Raw genomic sequence first — 14,392 nt, forward strand, 5'->3', positions numbered from 1 at the left:
CTTGCCCTCGGGGCTTTCGTCCGACCCGCGAAACAGTACACAGTTATTCACCGCGACTATTTCTCGGGGTTGTCTCCAGGACGGCCGCTGCGTCGAACCGAAGTTCTCCGCTCGCTCGCCCGTCTCCCTGGCGACTTGGAGAACATTACAGCCTGTTCTCCGGACCGCCAAATCGGCCCCCCACCTTTTCGCCCCGTTCCAACTCAAGAGTGAGCCCGTCAAGGAAAAACCCCAGCGCAGAAGCGTATGCGGACCCCGACATGGCCTGTTCGAGCGAGCCCGCACAGGCCGCGATGTTCGGATGAGAACCGGAAGGTAACCCTGCGTAGACGTCTCCCCACGCGGCGACATCCCCGGCACCCGAGAGTGCGAGGGCGGCCGCGTCGAGCATCGCGTAGCCGAGGGTGAGGTCGATGAACGCGTGATAGCTGCGTGACGCGGCGGCGACCCCAAAGCCGGCCCCTCGCAGAATCCCCAGCCCGACCTCCACCGCCTGGATCTCGTGCACCCGCCCGGTCACTCGCGCCGCGGTCAGCACCGCAGCCCGCGGACGGGCCAGACAGCCCGCGTAGATCCGCTCCCCCATCTCGGCCAGCGCCGCCCGCCAGGACGGCCCCGGAACGAAGCCGTCCAGTGCCCGCCCGATCAGCGAGTCGGCCACCGCCCGGACGAGGTCGTCGGTCCCGGTGAAGTAGCGGTAGATCGCGGACGGGTCGGCGCCGAGCGCGGCCCCGAGCCGCCGCACGCTCAGCCCGTCGCTCCCGTGCAGGTCGACCAGGCGGATGGCGGTGGCCACGATCAGCTCGTGGCTGAGCACGGTGCCCGCCCGGGTGGGCCGGCGTCGCCGCTGGGCGCCGAGTCGATCTGCAGCCATCGGGCGACCTTATGACAACGGGGTTGACCGGACCAGGCCGCGATGCTGAGGTTGACGGGCCGACCCCGAGAAAGAAGGCCATCACATGCCCGCAGACCTGGTGTTTCACGGCGGATCGGTGTTCACCGGCAGTGGGCTGAGCGAAGATGCGGTCGCGGTCGAGGACGGGCGGATAGTCGCGGTCGGCGACGTCCGTGAGCACACCGGCCCGGTAACCGAGGTGATCGACCTCAACGGCCGGCTGCTGCTCCCCGGCTTCCAGGACGCGCACATCCATGCCGTGATGGGCGGTGTCGAGCTCGGCCAGTGCGACCTGACCGGCACCACCGACCTCGGCGAGTACCTGCGGCGGATCGGCGAGTTCGCCGATCGGAACCCGGACGCCGAGTGGATCGTCGGCGGCGGTTGGTCGATGGAGAGCTTCGAGGGCGGGGTGCCCGGTAAGGCGCTGCTCGACCAGGTGGTCAAGGACCGGCCGGTCTACCTGATGAACCGGGACCACCACGCCGCCTGGGTGAACAGCCGCGCCCTCGAGCTGGCCGGCATCACCCGGGACACCCCCGACCCGGCCACCGGGCGGATCGACCGCGACCATGACGGCGAGCCGGTCGGTGCGCTGCAGGAGGGCGCGATGGACCTGGTCAGCGTCCCGTTGCTGACGCCCGAGGAGCGCTACGCCGGGCTGATGCGGGCCCAGCAGCTGCTGCACGCGCTGGGCATCACCGCCTGGCAGGACGCGATGGTGCGGGCGACCAACGGCTACGACGACATCTCCGACGCGTACCTGACGGCGGCGCAGAACGGGACGCTGACCGCGACCGTCGTCGGTGCTCTCTGGTGGGACCGGGAACGCGGCGCCGAGCAGATCGACGACCTGCTCGCCGGCCGCGACGCCCTCACCGTCGGCCGGCTGCGCTGCGACTCGGTCAAGCTGATGCTGGACGGGATCGCGGAGAACTTCACGGCCGCGATGACCGAGCCCTATCGCGATGCGTGCGGCTGCGCGACGACCAACCGCGGGTTGTCCTTCATCGACCCGGAGCAGCTCCCGGCGTACGTCAGCAAGCTTGTCGAACACCGCTTCCAGCCGCACTTCCACGCCCTCGGTGACCAGGCAGTGCGCAATGCTCTGGATGCCGTCGAGGCCGCGCAGCGGGCGCACGGCCCGCGGGACACCCGGCCGCACCTGGCCCACCTGCAGGTCGTGCATCCGCAGGATGTGCCGCGATTCGCGGCGCTCGGGGCGACGGCCAACATGCAGCCGTACTGGGCGGCGCACGAGCCGCAGATGGACGAGCTGACCATCCCGTTCCTGGATCCGGCGCTGGCCGGGTGGCAGTACCCGTTCGGGGACCTGCTGCGGGCCGGGGCGCGGCTGGCCGGGGGCAGTGACTGGCCGGTGAGCACGCCCGATCCGCTGCAGGGCATTCATGTGGCGGTGAACCGGGCGCACCACGGCGAGGGCTACCAGAGTTTCCTGCCCGCGCAGGCCCTGGATCTGGCGGCCGCGCTCACGGCGTACACCAGTGGGTCGGCGTTCGTGAATCACCTGGATGACACCGGCAGCATCCGCCCGGGCTTCCGGGCGGACCTCGTCGTCCTCGACCGCGACATCTTCGCCGAGCCGGCCGCGGAGATCGGCGACGCGACGGTGGCGCTGACGTTCGTCGACGGGAAGGCCGTCTACGAGGGCTGAGTCCAGGTGGTGCCGGTTTCGCGGCGGTAGGCGGCGACCGCGTCGTCGATGGTCGGGAAGAAGTGCGCGGGGTCGATCACCCGGGTCAGCTGGTAGCGGTCGACCTTCTCGTGCACCGGGGTCTTCATCTCGGCGAAGACCAGGGAGATGCCGGCGTCGTTGAGTTCGCGGTCGAGCTCCTCGAGGACGTCGGCGGCGGTCGTGTCGACGTCGGTGATCGGCTCGGCGGCGATGACGATCCAGCGCAGGCCGGGTTCGGTGCGGGCGAACTCGCGGAGCCGGTCGCGGAAGACCCGGACGTTCGCGAAGACCAGCGGCGCGTCGAACCGGAACAGCACGAGCCCGGGCAGGTGGGCGGCGTCCGGGTAGGTGCGGGTGTCGTGGAAGCCGTCGACGCCGTCGGCCCGGCCGAGAACCGCCTGGTAGGGCCACCAGACGCGGCGGAAGACGTTGAGCACGCTCAGCGCGACGGCGATCGCCATGCCGGGCAGCACACCGAGCACGGCGACGCCGAGGAAGGCCGCCACCGCCAGCCAGAACTCGACCTTGCGGCGCCGCCACAGCGACGCCATCGCGGGCAGGTCGGCGAGCGAGATCGCGGCGGCGATGACGACCGCGGCCAGGGTGGGTTGCGGCAGGTTCTTCAGCAGGCCGGGGGCGATCAGCAGCAGCAGGCCGATGGCGACCGCGCCGACGACGCCGGTGAGCTGGGTGCGGGCGCCGGCCTGCTGGGCGACGGCGGTGCGCGAGCCGCTGGTGCTGACCGGGAAGCCTTGGAAGAACGAGGCGGCGACGTTGGCCGCGCCGATGCCGACCATCTCCTGGTTGCCGCGCACCTCCCGGCCGGTGCGGGCGGCGAACGCGGACGCCGTGGAGATGGTGTCGGTCAGCGAGACCACGGTGATGCCGATCGCGCCGGCGGCGAGCACGGCCAGGTCGTCGAGCCCGGCCGACGGCAGCTCCGGCGTCGGCAGCCCCTGCGGGAGGGTGCCGACCACGCGGACGCCGAGGTCGAGCAGCGGCACGGCGAGCGTGGACAGCACCACCGCGAGCAGGACGCCCGGCACCCGCGGCGCCAGCCGGCCCAGCACCAGCATCACCACCAGGCCGAACACACCGACCGCCACCGCCGTCGGCACGACCTTGCCGGCCGCGATCCCCCGCATCAGCTCAGCGGTCTCCCCCAGCAGGCCGTCGCCGCCGGCCGAGAAGCCGAACAGCTTCGGCAGCTGGCCGATCAGGATGGTCAGGGCGAGGCCGTTGAGGTAGCCGACCTGCGTCGGGTGCGACAGCAGGTCGGCGAGGAAGCCCAGCTTGGCGAAGCCGGCCACGAGCAGCATCACGCCGACCATCAGGGAGAGGGTGGCGGCCAGGCCGACCTTCTCGGCGGGCAGCGCGGTGGCGCCGACCGCCCCGACGAGCACGGTCGCGATCATCGGGCCGAGCGACGAGTCCGGCCCGAGCACGAGCACTCGCGACGGGCCGAAGACCGCGTAGGCGAGCAGGCAGACCATCGACGTGTACAGGCCGGTGATCGGCGGCAGGCCGGCCAGCTCGGCGTAGGCCATCCCCTGCGGCACGAGCAGCGTGGTCAGCACGATCCCGGCCATCAGGTCACGCGGCAGCCAGGCGACCCGATAGCTCCGGACCGCCGTCACCCCCGGCACCCACCGCGCAACATCAACCGCCACCGGCCCAACCTATCGGCGGCTGACGCTCAGCGTTTCACTCGCGCTGAGCGATCTCCCTTTCAAGATCCGATTAGTACGACGTCGGGGCCCCCGGAAATACGGTGTTGCCCGCCTGCTCATGTCAGCGGTGGGGCGCGCTGCGGGATTTCGGTGCGCTGGGACCGGGGCGGGACGCGGCCGGCGAGATGGGCGGGCGGGTCAGGGCGTCACCGTCTCGCCGTTGCCGCGGCACGCAGGTGACGGGCTCGGGTTTCGCGGTGCTCGGCGTCGATTTGGGCGTCGGCGCCGATTTGGGCGCGCGTGCCGATTCCGGCGTCAGCGCCGATCTGGGCGTCGTTGTCGCTTCGGGCTGCGGGGCGTCGGCGAGGAGCAGGGCGAGGGGTGCGCACGGGACCAGGGCGGAGAGCTGCGCCCATGACGTGAGCAGCGGATAGGCGGCCAGGGTCGGGACCGAGCCGTAGAGCCTGGGGGCCGGGAGGGCCCGCATCGCGACCGGGGCGGGGAGTTCGCGGGGCGCGGGCTGTGGGGTCGGCGCCGGCGCGGGCTCGGCCGAGCGGGACAGCGGGGTCACCACGGACAGGACGACGGCCAGCAGGCCGACGGCGGCGATCGCGTCGAGCCAGTAGTGGTTGCCGGTCACTACCACTACCAGCAGTGTCGTAATCGGGTGGGCCAGCCACAGCCAGCGCCAGCGCGAACGACTTGCCGCGATCAGCGCGATCGCCACGGCCAGGGCCCAGCCGACGTGCAGGGACGGCATGGCGGCGTACTGGTTGCTGAGGGTGTCGGTGCTCGGGGATCCGTACACCGAAGGGCCGTAGATCTTGCCGGTGTCGATCAAGTGGGCGGCGGCGAGCATGCGCGGCGGGGCCAGTGGGAACAGTGCGTGGGTGACCAGCGCGAGGGCGGTCAGCGAGGCGAGGGTGCGGCGGAACCACAGGTAGATCTCGGGGCGGCGCAGGTAGAGCCAGATCAGGGTGGCGGCGGTGGCCGGGAAGTGGACGTACGCGTAGTAGCTGTTCGCGAGCCGGACCAGGCCGGTGTGGCCGAGGATGGTGGCCTGCAGGGCGGCCTCGCTGGGCAGGTGGACGAGGCGTTCGAGGTCCCAGACGGTCTGCGCGTTGGTGAAGGACTCGCCGACGTGCCCCTCGACCAGGATGCGGCCCAGCTTGTAGGCCAGGAACAGCGCCGCCACCAGCAGGATCTCGCGTACGGCACGCGCTAGCTTTCCGGACATCCGGCACCTCCGCCTGGCGGGGACCGGGCGGGCACCCCTCCGTGCCGCAGGTCCAGAACTCCAGCATCAGCCCGAAGTTGCCCAATGAGCAATGATCCCGGCTGAGTCCTGGGTCACCCTCTCAGGCTCAGCACAGGTTCACTTGACGGCGATCGGGTTGATCGGGGAGCCGACCGCGCCGGTGATCGGCAGCGGTGCGGCGGTCAGCCAGAAGTCGTAGACGCCGTCGGCGGCGCAGTCGGCAGCGAGGGCGTCCGGGTCCCACATCTCGCCGAGGAACAGCCCGATGTGCGGGATGGCCACCTGGTGCAGGGGCTGGAAGGCGTCGTCGAACTCGTTCGGCCGCACCTCGAAACCCCAGGTGTCGGTGGCGATCGCGGCGATCTCGGTGGTGTGCAGCCAGTCCGCGGTGGTGAAGGACAGGCCCGGCGCGGGGCCACCGGCGTAGTCGCCCCAGCCGTCGCGGCGGGTCCGGGCCAGCTGGCCGGTCCGGATCAGCACGATGTCGCCGCGGCCGACCTGCGCGGACGGGCCTTGGCGGGCGATCGTGTCGGCGAGGTGGTCGGCGGTGATCGCGAACCCGTCCGGCAGCTCGCCGTCGGTGCCGATCGCCCGGCCCACGTCGAGCAGCACGCCGCGGCCGGCGATCACGCCGGCCACCGTCTCGATGCCGGTGAAGCCGTCGCCGAGGCTGGTCACCGTCTCGGCGGCCTTCCGGCCGTTCCAGGCGTACCCGTGGTCGAAGATGTGGCCGAGGCCGTCCCACTGGGTCGAGCACTGCAGCGGCATGGCGATGACGTCGTCGGCGCCGCCGATGCCGTGCGGGAAGCCCTGGATGCCGGCCGCCGCGTCGGTGCCGGTGTCGAGCATGGTGTGCACCGGGTTGGTACGGCGGCGCCAGCCTTTTTGCGGGCCGTCCATGTCGAAGGACTGCGCCAGCGAGAAGGAGACGCCCCGGCGGATCAGCGCGGCGGCGGCCAGGCGCTTGTCGTCGGTCAGGAAGTTCATCGTGCCGCGGACGTCGTCGGCCCCCCAGCGCCCCCAGTTGGAGCAGCGCTTGGCGGCCGCGGCGACGGCGCCCTCCGGGTCGGTGCGGTCGATCATGCCGAGGTCCCGAAGGTGTCGGCGATCCAGTCGGCGATGAAGACGCTCACGTGCGGCAGGTGGTCGAGGCCGATGTGCTCGGCGCCGCCCTCGGCCGGGGTGAAGACCCGCAGCTCGCGCCGGGGGCTGTTGACCGCCTGCTCGTAGGAGCGGTGCGCGTACTTCAGCGGGATCTGCCGGTCGTTCTCGCCGTGCGCGATCAGGAACGGCACGGTGATCTGCTCGACCACCCCGTCGAGGTGCACGTTCGCGGCCTTCTTGATGAACGTGTCGAGGTCGGTCTCGCCCCACACCCACATGACGTGGTCCCAGTAGTGCGGGACCGGGTGCTCGCCCTCGCGTTCGAGGCGGCGCAGCTGCACCTCGCCCCAGTTGTGGTTGGCGCCCCACGCGACGCAGAGGGCCAGGCGCTTCTCGAAGGCGGCGGCCCGGGGCGCGTAGTAGCCGCCGAGCGACCAGCCGACCAGCCCGATCCGGCCGGCGTCGACGTCGCCGCGGGCGAGCAGGTAGTCGACGCAGGCGGTGGCCCAGTCCTCGGACTCGACCCGGGAGGTGAGCCCGCCGAAGCGCAGCGCCTCGCCGCTGCCGGGGCAGTCGACCATCAGGGTGGAGATGCCGCGGGCGGCCAGCTCGTGCGGGAAGCTGGAGACGTACATGTGCTCCTTGGTGGAGTCCAGCCCGTTGAACATGATGATGACCGGTGTGCCCGGCCCGGCCGACTTGAAGTAGGCCGGCAGCGTGGTCCCCTCGAACGGGATCGCGACGCGGGTGGTGTCCGGGTCGATCAGGTCGAACGTCTTCTGCATGAGGTCGAGGCAGCGCTGGTAGATGGCCCGGCGCCCGGGGTCGTGGGCGCTCTGCATCCGCTCGGCCTGGGTGAGGTAGTTGGTGGCCCGGAAGTACAGCTGCCCGGCGGTCCGCTTCGACGTCGCCGCGGCCGCCTGCGCCTCCAGGTCGTCGACCACCGCGGTGAACGACGCCATCAGCTCCTTGGTGCCGACGTCCGACCCCTGGGCGGCCAGGTCGCGGATCGGCCGGCAGGCCCGGTCGACCTCGTCGATCAGGCCGCCGGAGTTGAGCGCGGCCACCACGCTGAGGTTCCAGACGTAGTTGCCCGGAAAGTACTCGAACATCTAGCTCTCCAAAGAACGACGGCGGACGGGGCGGATGGGCGCGGCGAGCGGGGCGGACACGACTCGGTTGGTGAGGCTGCCGATGCCCTGCACGGTGAGGGTGACGACGTCGCCGTCCCGCAGCGGCGGCGGCTCCTGCTTCCCGGAGCGTCCCCACAGCTCGGCGAGGCAGCCGCCGTGGCCGACGGTGCCGGAGCCGAGCACGTCGCCGGCGACGACCCGGCTGTCCCGGGCGGCGTAGGCGAGCATGGTCTCGAACGTCCAGCCCATGTGTGACAGCAGATCGCGGCCGACCTCGACGCCGTTGACCGACGCCGTGCACTCCAGCGCGAGGAAGCCGTCCTCGTCCTTGAAGGGCGCGAGTTCGTCGGCGGTGACGATCCACGGGCCGAGGCTGCCGGCGAAGTCCTTGCCCTTGGCCGGGCCCAGGTTGACCTGCATCTCCCGGCTCTGCAGATCGCGGGCCGACCAGTCGTTGAAGATGGTGTAGCCGAAGATCTCGTGGTCCGGGCCGACGATCGCGGCCACTTCCAGCTCGAAGTCGCGGGCCACCGACGACGCCGGGAACGCGACGTCGACCGACGGGCCGGTCAGCGTGTGCGGGTTGGTGAAGTAGAAGGTCGGGGCGTCGTACCAGGCATCGGGAACTCCGCCGCGACCGTCGACGCTGCGCCGTACCCCCTCGACATGCTCTTCGAATGCGACGAAGTCGCGGAAGGAGGCCGGCTGCAACGGCAGAAGCAATTCCACTTCCTTGCGGGGTACGCCGTTGAGCAGCTCGACGGACTCGGCAGATCCGCGCTCGACGACGTCGCGGACGGTCAGCCCGCCGGCGAACGGCCGCACGACGTCCTCGTCGACGACGCCGGCCGCGGTCTGCGTGCCGTGCCGGAACGTGGCGATCCGCATCAGACCGGCGGAGCGACGAAGGTGCCGCGGTCGGGGTCGTTGAACGACTGCTTGGCCACGAACTCGTTCATCGGGTTCGCGGTGCCCCACTGGTCGGAGACCATCGGGTCGCTGAAGTCGTAGAGGTGCGGGTGCCACGCGTCCTCGTCGAGCTCCTCCAGCTCGGTCGTGTACTCGATGGTGTTGCCGTGCGGGTCGAGGAAGTAGGAGAACGTGTTGTTGCCGGCCATGTGCCGGCCCGGCCCCCACACCTTCTCGATGCCGCCGCGCAGCAGCCGGCCGGTGCCGCGCATGTACTCGTCGATGCCGCGCATCTCGAACGACGCGTGGTGCAGCGAGACGTGCGGGCCGCGGGCGATGGCGAGGCTGTGGTGCCAGCGGTTGGTGCGCAGGAACCACATCATCGAACCCATCCGCGGGTGCATCAGGGTGTCGGAGAGCGCGAACGCCAGGTGCTTGGAGTAGAAGGCGACGGTCTGCTCCGGGTTCGGCGAGTTGATCACCACGTGGCTCAGCTTGACCGGCACCGATTCGCCCTCTTCGAGCTTCCGGTGCTGTCGCACTTCAACGTCGGCGGACACTTCGACCGTACGGCCGTCGCAGTCGAAGAACCGGAAGCCGTACCCGCCGCCCGGGGTTTTCATCGCGCCCGGTTCGGTGACCAGCGTGATGCCGTCGGCGCCGAGGCGCTCGGCCATCGCGTCGACGTCGGCCGGGGTGGCCGCGCCGAACGCGATCAGGTCGAGCCGCTTCTCGGCCGCCCTACGAAGCCGCACCGAGTACTGCTCGGGCGAGCCGGCCGCGGCCAGGAACGCGATGCCCTCGTCGGTGACGGTCGGGTCCAGGCCCCACATCGTGGTGTAGAACTCCAGCTGCTTGTCGTAGTCCGGCACGGCCAGGTCGACGTGGCGCAGGTGGGTGATCAGTCGCTCTTTCATGGCAGGTCCTCTAGGCCGGGTTCATCAGCAGGTGGGAGATGCGGCCCATCAGGCCGGGCACGTCGCCGCGCTCGTGCGCGAGCAGCCAGCGGCACAGTTGCAGCGAGCCCTCGACCACGGTTTTGGCCCGTTCGAAGCGGCGGCCGGTGAATTCCTGCCACAGGTCGTCGCTCAGCGCCGACTCGCGCAGCAGCAGCTCGGCCAGCACCGACGCGTCCTCCAAGGCCTGGGCGGCGCCCTGGGCGAGGGTGGGCGGGCAGGCGTGCGCGGCGTCGCCGATCAGGACGACCCGGCCGCGGTTCCACGGGCCTTCGAGCACGTGACTCTCGAACCAGGTGTAGTTGACCCGGGTCGGGTCGGTCAGCGACTCGCGAATGTCGTCCCACGGTCCGTGGTAGGCCTGGGACAGGTCCCGCATCACGGCGAGGGACTGCTCCGGGGTCAGCGTGCTGCGGTCCTGGGCCGCCTCCACGACGTACGCGTAAAGGGTGTCCGCGCCGGTGGGGCAGTAGCCGGCGATGTAGCTCGGACCGCCGTAGTAGAGGTCGGTGCGGGTGACGCCGGCCGGGCGGTCGGTGAAGGCGCGCCAGATGCCCATGCCGACGTTCGCGGTCTCGAGCGGGATGCCGAGCGTGCGGCGGGTCCAGGAGCGGATCCCGTCGGCGCCGATGACCAGGTCGTATTCACCGGCCGAGCCGTCCGCGAAGGTGACCGAGACGCCGCTCTCATCCTGGTCGAGCGCGGTGTAGGTGGTGCCGAACCGCACCTTCACCCCGGCTGCCTCGGCCCGCGCGATCATGATCTTGGCGAGGTCGGGCCGGTACATGCCGAGCGTGGCGGGCAGGTCGTCACCGCCGGTCCGGATGTCGTCGAGCTGCACGATGAGCGTGCCGTTCGGGTCGGGCGCGCGCAGGCCGAGCGTGTCGAAGGCGTACCCCCGCTCGCTGATCTCGTCCCACACGCCGAGCTGACGCAGCACGCGCAGGGCGTTGCCCTGCAGGGTGATTCCCGACCCGAGGGCGCCGATGTCCGGCTTGATGTCGATGAGATCGACCGCGACCCCGCCCTCGGCGAGCAGAATCGCGGCGGCGGCACCGGCGGCACCCCCACCGACCACGAGAACATTTCCAACGGCAGGCACGATCATTACCCCTCTGTTGCCGGGATGTGACTGCCACCACTGTCCAGGGCCGTAAGACCATCAGGAAAGAGCGACCTGGTGATGCCGGGCATCAATCACGCTTATACTTCCGGCCGTGACGATTGACCGGGTCCTGGCCAACCTGGATCTGAACCTGCTGGTCACCCTGGACGCGCTGCTCCGCGAGCGCAACGTGACCCGCTCGGCCGAGGCGCTCGGGGTGAGCCAACCGGCGGTGAGCGCCGCGCTCGCTCGGCTGAGACGACATTTCGGCGACCCGCTGCTGTCCCGGGCCGGCAACCGCTACGAGCTGACCCCGCTCGCCACCCAGCTGCTGGCCCTGACCGGTCCCGCGCTGGCCGGCGTGCGCCGGGTGTTCGACGTGACGCCCGGCTTCGACCCGACCACGATGGACCGCGAGTTCACCGTGATCACCTCGGACTACGCGGCCACGGAGGTCGGCCCGCTGCTGGCGCGGCGGCTGGCGGCGCTGGCGCCCGGGGTGCGGTTGCGCTTGCAGCAGACCACGCCATACACGGTGGACCACGCGGCAGACACGTTGCGCACCGCGGATGGCCTGCTGCTGCCGCACGGCTTCCTGACGGATTTCCCCTACCTGGACCTCTACGAGGACCGCTGGGTCTGCATCGTCTCCCCCGACAACGACGCGGTGGGCGAGGCCCTGACCTTGGAACACCTGGCAACGCTGCCGTGGGTGGTCCTCTACAACCTGCGCACGGCCTTCGCCCCGGCGACGCAGCAGCTGCGCCTGCTGGGCATCGAGCCCCGGGTGGAGGTGGTGGCCGACGGCTTCCTGCCGATGCCTTTCCTGGTGGCGGGCACCAGGCGAATAGCCCTGTTGCAGGAGCGCTTGGCCCGCCGCCTGGCAGCGCCCGCCGGCGTACGAATCCTGCCGTGCCCCTTCGACGTGGTCCCCCTGGCCGAGGCGTTCTGGTGGCACCCGATCTACCGGAACGACCCAGCCCACACCTGGCTGCGAAGCGTCCTGGAGTCCGTAGGCAAGGAGCTCTCCACGGCCTGAGGTATCAGCGCCGGTTATGCCGGCCATAGTCGAAAGCCGTCTTCCGCATGGTGGCGGCGCGCCCCGATAGTCCGGTGTGACCTGCGTCTCCACCGTCGAAGGGCCGCCATCCCGCCATGTCGTCACAACTGGACTCCTCGTCCGCGCCGGGCTCGTCCACACCGGGCTCGTCCGCACCGGGCGCCACGTCCGTGCCGGACTCCGGCCGCCGCGAGGCCGGCCCCGCCCAACTGGCGCTGCTGCTGGCCGGTAGCTGCCTGGCCGTGCTGGGCGCGGTGCTGATCGCCCCCGTACTGCCCAAGATGGAGGACCACTTCGCCGGAATGTCCGGCGCCGACGTCCTGGTACCGATCGTCCTCACCATCCCCGCCCTGGTCATCGGCCTGACCGCCCCGTTCGCCGGCGTGGTGATCGACGCCCTGGACCGCAAGCGCCTGCTGATCGCCGCCCTGGTCGTCTACGCGATCGCCGGCACCGCCCCGCTCTACCTGAGCTCGATCGGCGCGATCATCGCAAGCCGCGCGGTGGTAGGCCTGTGCGAGGCCGCCATCATGACCTGCTGCACCACGCTGATCGCCGACTACTGGTCCGGCCCGAAGCGAAGCCGCTACCTGGGCCTGCAAACCCTCGCCGCAACAATCTCCGCGACGGTGTTCCTCGGCTTGGGCGGCGCCCTGGGCGCGTCCGGTTGGCGCACCCCGTTCTGGGTCTACCTCGTAGCCCTGCTCCTGGTCATCCCGATGGCCAAGCTGCTGTGGCAGCCCACCGCCGACCGCGCGCCCGCCGACCCTGCGCCAACCACCGGCTCTGCGTCTGGCGCCGGCCCCTTGTCCGCTGCCAGCTCCACGACTGTCGCCGGCCCCGCGATTGCCGGCGGCTCCGCCTCCGCAGCCGGCCGCTCCGGCGCTTCCGTTGCTTCCGGCCCGAAGCTGCCCCCGCTCCCCTGGCGGGAACTGCTCGTCCCGTGCCTGATCACACTGTTCGGGGGCGTGGTGTTCTATGCCCTGATCGTGCAGCTGTCGTTCGTCCTGGACGACCTGGGGGTCACGTCGAGCGCGGCGATCGGGGGCGTGAGCGCCGCGATGTCGCTGGCCACGGCGGCGGGTTCGGCGTCGTTCGCCCGGCTGTCCCGGCAGCGCCCCCGCACGCTGCTGCCGATAGCCTTCGGCCTCGCCGCGGTAGGCCTGCTGGTGGTGTTCGCCGCCCGCAACGTCCCACTGGTGACGATCGGCGCGATGATCACCGGCGCCGGAACCGGCCTGCTCCTGCCGGTCCTGCTGACCTGGGCCACCAACCGCCTCCACTTCGAACAGCGCGGCCGCGGCACCGGCTTGTGGACCGGCTTCCTGTTCGTCGGCGAGTTCGCGTCCCCGCTGCTGGTGGCCGCGTTCGGTGCCGCCGCGGGCGGTTTGCAGCCGGCTTTGGGAATGCTGGCCGCGGTCGCCGCGATCCTGGCCGTCGTCACGCTGCTGGTAGTGCCTGGCACCTCAGCCCCGCTGAACGTCACCGACTAACCGCTCCGCCTCGCAGATAGTCGGGCTGGAAGCCGGCTCGCGCACCAAAACTCAAAACCCGGCGGCACCACGCGGCCGGCGCGGCCTGGCCAACTGTGCCGCCACCCAAGCCCCGGCGGCCGTCCGCCGTCCGCCGGATGGACCCCCGGTCTTGGATTCCGGGCCGCCACCACGTATCCCGTAACTGTTCACATGGCTTCGGCCGGACATCGCGCAGGTCAGGGGGTTACTCAAAGATCGACTGGGGCCGGGCCGGGCCGGGCCGGGCCGGGCCGGAGCCGGGCCGGGCCGGGCCGGAGCCGGGCCGGCCCGGAGCCGGAGCTATCGACTTCGCGGAAGTTGGGGCCTCGCCCCGGCGGCCAGCGGCCGAGATCCAGGGAAATGGGCTCTCGTCGCGCGCCCAAGGCCCCGACATCAAGAAAATCGAAACCCTGACCCGCGCGCAGACCCCGTAATCAAGGAAATCGGGCCAGGCGGCCTGCCTCGGCGAGTTGTCGATTCGGGCGTGCGGCCGACGGACCTGCAGATCGGGCCGCTACCAGCGCTTTCTCCTACGACATGCCGAGCCGTTGCGTGACGGAAGCGCTCAGCGGGACGTCGTTGTCGGGACCTGGAGTCAGATTGGCGCCGGCGACCGTGTAGTAACCCTGGGTCGTGTTGACCAGGTTCCACGTCTTGCCGTCTCGGACCTGGAGCAGGAGCACGAAGTCGCCGCCGCGGTGCAGGCCCTCCGGCGTCTCGGGGCCGGAAGCGGAGTAGGCCACCTCGATCGCCGCACCGGCCGCGACGCTGCCCTTCGCGATGCTGCTCACCTGCACCGTCGCCACCGTCTCGTCGGCGTCCGGCCGGGTCGCCGTGAGCGTGCCGCGCACGATGGCGTCGGCGCTGCCTTCCAGCTCCGCGGTGGTGCCGTAATACGGCTCGTCGGCGGTGGACTGCCCGGACCCGCCGTCGCCCAGCAACCTGGTCCCCGCGATCGCCGCCCCGGCCAGCACCACGACAGCGACCGCAGCCGACACGAGTATCAGCCGCCGCGAACTCCGCCTCGCCTCGCCCACCGATGCCACCGATGTCTCCTCACCCGATGCGATCTCCCCGGCCGAAGCAACTCGT

Annotated in this window: 12 protein-coding genes; 3 read left to right on the plus strand and 9 right to left on the minus strand. The window is 71.0% G+C overall.

Annotation, left to right across the window (positions count from 1 at the left end; translation table 11 throughout):
- Positions 1 to 145 precede the first annotated feature (145 nt).
- Positions 146 to 874 carry a TetR/AcrR family transcriptional regulator gene (locus Adu01nite_RS14590; RefSeq protein WP_203727351.1) on the minus strand — a complete coding sequence of 243 codons (729 nt, stop codon included), beginning with the start codon at positions 872 to 874 and terminating at the stop codon, positions 146 to 148.
- An 85-nt stretch (positions 875 to 959) separates the two neighbouring features.
- On the opposite strand from Adu01nite_RS14590, the gene Adu01nite_RS14595 reads away from it, so the two are divergent.
- Positions 960 to 2,570 carry an amidohydrolase gene (locus tag Adu01nite_RS14595; RefSeq protein ID WP_203727353.1) on the plus strand — a complete coding sequence of 537 codons (1,611 nt, stop codon included), beginning with the start codon at positions 960 to 962 and terminating at the stop codon, positions 2,568 to 2,570.
- Here Adu01nite_RS14595 and Adu01nite_RS14600 read toward each other — a convergent pair.
- From Adu01nite_RS14600 to Adu01nite_RS14630, 7 genes are all read right to left on the minus strand, one after another.
- A complete protein-coding gene (locus tag Adu01nite_RS14600; RefSeq protein WP_239132402.1) occupies positions 2,558 to 4,261 on the minus strand; it encodes a SulP family inorganic anion transporter in 1,704 nt (567 codons plus the stop codon). The genes Adu01nite_RS14595 and Adu01nite_RS14600 overlap by 13 nt on opposite strands.
- A 121-nt stretch (positions 4,262 to 4,382) precedes the next feature.
- Positions 4,383 to 5,498 carry a phosphatase PAP2 family protein gene (locus Adu01nite_RS14605; protein WP_203727355.1) on the minus strand — a complete coding sequence of 372 codons (1,116 nt, stop codon included), beginning with the start codon at positions 5,496 to 5,498 and terminating at the stop codon, positions 4,383 to 4,385.
- A gap of 138 nt (positions 5,499 to 5,636) precedes the next feature.
- A complete protein-coding gene (locus Adu01nite_RS14610; protein WP_203727357.1) occupies positions 5,637 to 6,602 on the minus strand; it encodes a cyclase family protein in 966 nt (321 codons plus the stop codon).
- On the minus strand, positions 6,599 to 7,735 hold the full coding sequence (locus Adu01nite_RS14615) for an alpha/beta hydrolase family protein (protein ID WP_203727359.1): 1,137 nt from the start codon (positions 7,733 to 7,735) through the stop codon (positions 6,599 to 6,601). The genes Adu01nite_RS14610 and Adu01nite_RS14615 overlap by 4 nt, the downstream gene beginning before the upstream one ends.
- Positions 7,736 to 8,644 carry a fumarylacetoacetate hydrolase family protein gene (locus Adu01nite_RS14620; RefSeq protein ID WP_203727360.1) on the minus strand — a complete coding sequence of 303 codons (909 nt, stop codon included), beginning with the start codon at positions 8,642 to 8,644 and terminating at the stop codon, positions 7,736 to 7,738. It lies immediately after the preceding gene.
- A complete protein-coding gene (locus Adu01nite_RS14625) occupies positions 8,644 to 9,582 on the minus strand; it encodes a VOC family protein (RefSeq protein ID WP_203727361.1) in 939 nt (312 codons plus the stop codon). The genes Adu01nite_RS14620 and Adu01nite_RS14625 overlap by 1 nt, the downstream gene beginning before the upstream one ends.
- A 10-nt stretch (positions 9,583 to 9,592) precedes the next feature.
- A complete protein-coding gene (locus Adu01nite_RS14630; RefSeq protein ID WP_239132403.1) occupies positions 9,593 to 10,723 on the minus strand; it encodes an FAD-dependent monooxygenase in 1,131 nt (376 codons plus the stop codon).
- 115 nt (positions 10,724 to 10,838) lie between these two features.
- On the opposite strand from Adu01nite_RS14630, the gene Adu01nite_RS14635 reads away from it, so the two are divergent.
- Positions 10,839 to 11,765 (plus strand): LysR family transcriptional regulator, encoded by a 927-nt coding sequence (locus Adu01nite_RS14635; RefSeq protein WP_203727363.1) that lies wholly within the window; start codon positions 10,839 to 10,841, stop codon positions 11,763 to 11,765.
- Between the two features lie 116 nt (positions 11,766 to 11,881).
- Positions 11,882 to 13,279: an MFS transporter gene (locus Adu01nite_RS14640; RefSeq protein ID WP_203727364.1), complete on the plus strand. Its 1,398-nt coding sequence runs from the start codon at positions 11,882 to 11,884 to the stop codon at positions 13,277 to 13,279.
- A 551-nt stretch (positions 13,280 to 13,830) separates the two neighbouring features.
- Here the strand turns inward: Adu01nite_RS14640 and Adu01nite_RS14645 are convergent.
- Complete coding sequence (locus tag Adu01nite_RS14645) at positions 13,831 to 14,298, minus strand: hypothetical protein (RefSeq protein WP_203727365.1); 468 nt, start codon at positions 14,296 to 14,298, stop codon at positions 13,831 to 13,833.
- Positions 14,299 to 14,392: the final 94 nt, after the last annotated feature.

This window comes from Paractinoplanes durhamensis, assembly GCF_016862175.1.
GTDB lineage: Bacteria > Actinomycetota > Actinomycetes > Mycobacteriales > Micromonosporaceae > Actinoplanes > Actinoplanes durhamensis.

Excerpts from the sequence above, each read along its gene's own strand:
- Adu01nite_RS14590 (WP_203727351.1), bottom strand. The coding sequence starts at position 874 with ATGGCTGCAGATCGACTCGGCGCCCAGCGGCGACGCCGGCCCACCCGG.
- Adu01nite_RS14595 (WP_203727353.1), top strand. The coding sequence starts at position 960 with ATGCCCGCAGACCTGGTGTTTCACGGCGGATCGGTGTTCACCGGCAGT.
- Adu01nite_RS14605 (WP_203727355.1), bottom strand. The coding sequence starts at position 5,498 with ATGTCCGGAAAGCTAGCGCGTGCCGTACGCGAGATCCTGCTGGTGGCG.
- Adu01nite_RS14610 (WP_203727357.1), bottom strand. The coding sequence starts at position 6,602 with ATGATCGACCGCACCGACCCGGAGGGCGCCGTCGCCGCGGCCGCCAAG.
- Adu01nite_RS14615 (WP_203727359.1), bottom strand. The coding sequence starts at position 7,735 with ATGTTCGAGTACTTTCCGGGCAACTACGTCTGGAACCTCAGCGTGGTG.
- Adu01nite_RS14620 (WP_203727360.1), bottom strand. The coding sequence starts at position 8,644 with ATGCGGATCGCCACGTTCCGGCACGGCACGCAGACCGCGGCCGGCGTC.
- Adu01nite_RS14625 (WP_203727361.1), bottom strand. The coding sequence starts at position 9,582 with ATGAAAGAGCGACTGATCACCCACCTGCGCCACGTCGACCTGGCCGTG.
- Adu01nite_RS14640 (WP_203727364.1), top strand. The coding sequence starts at position 11,882 with ATGTCGTCACAACTGGACTCCTCGTCCGCGCCGGGCTCGTCCACACCG.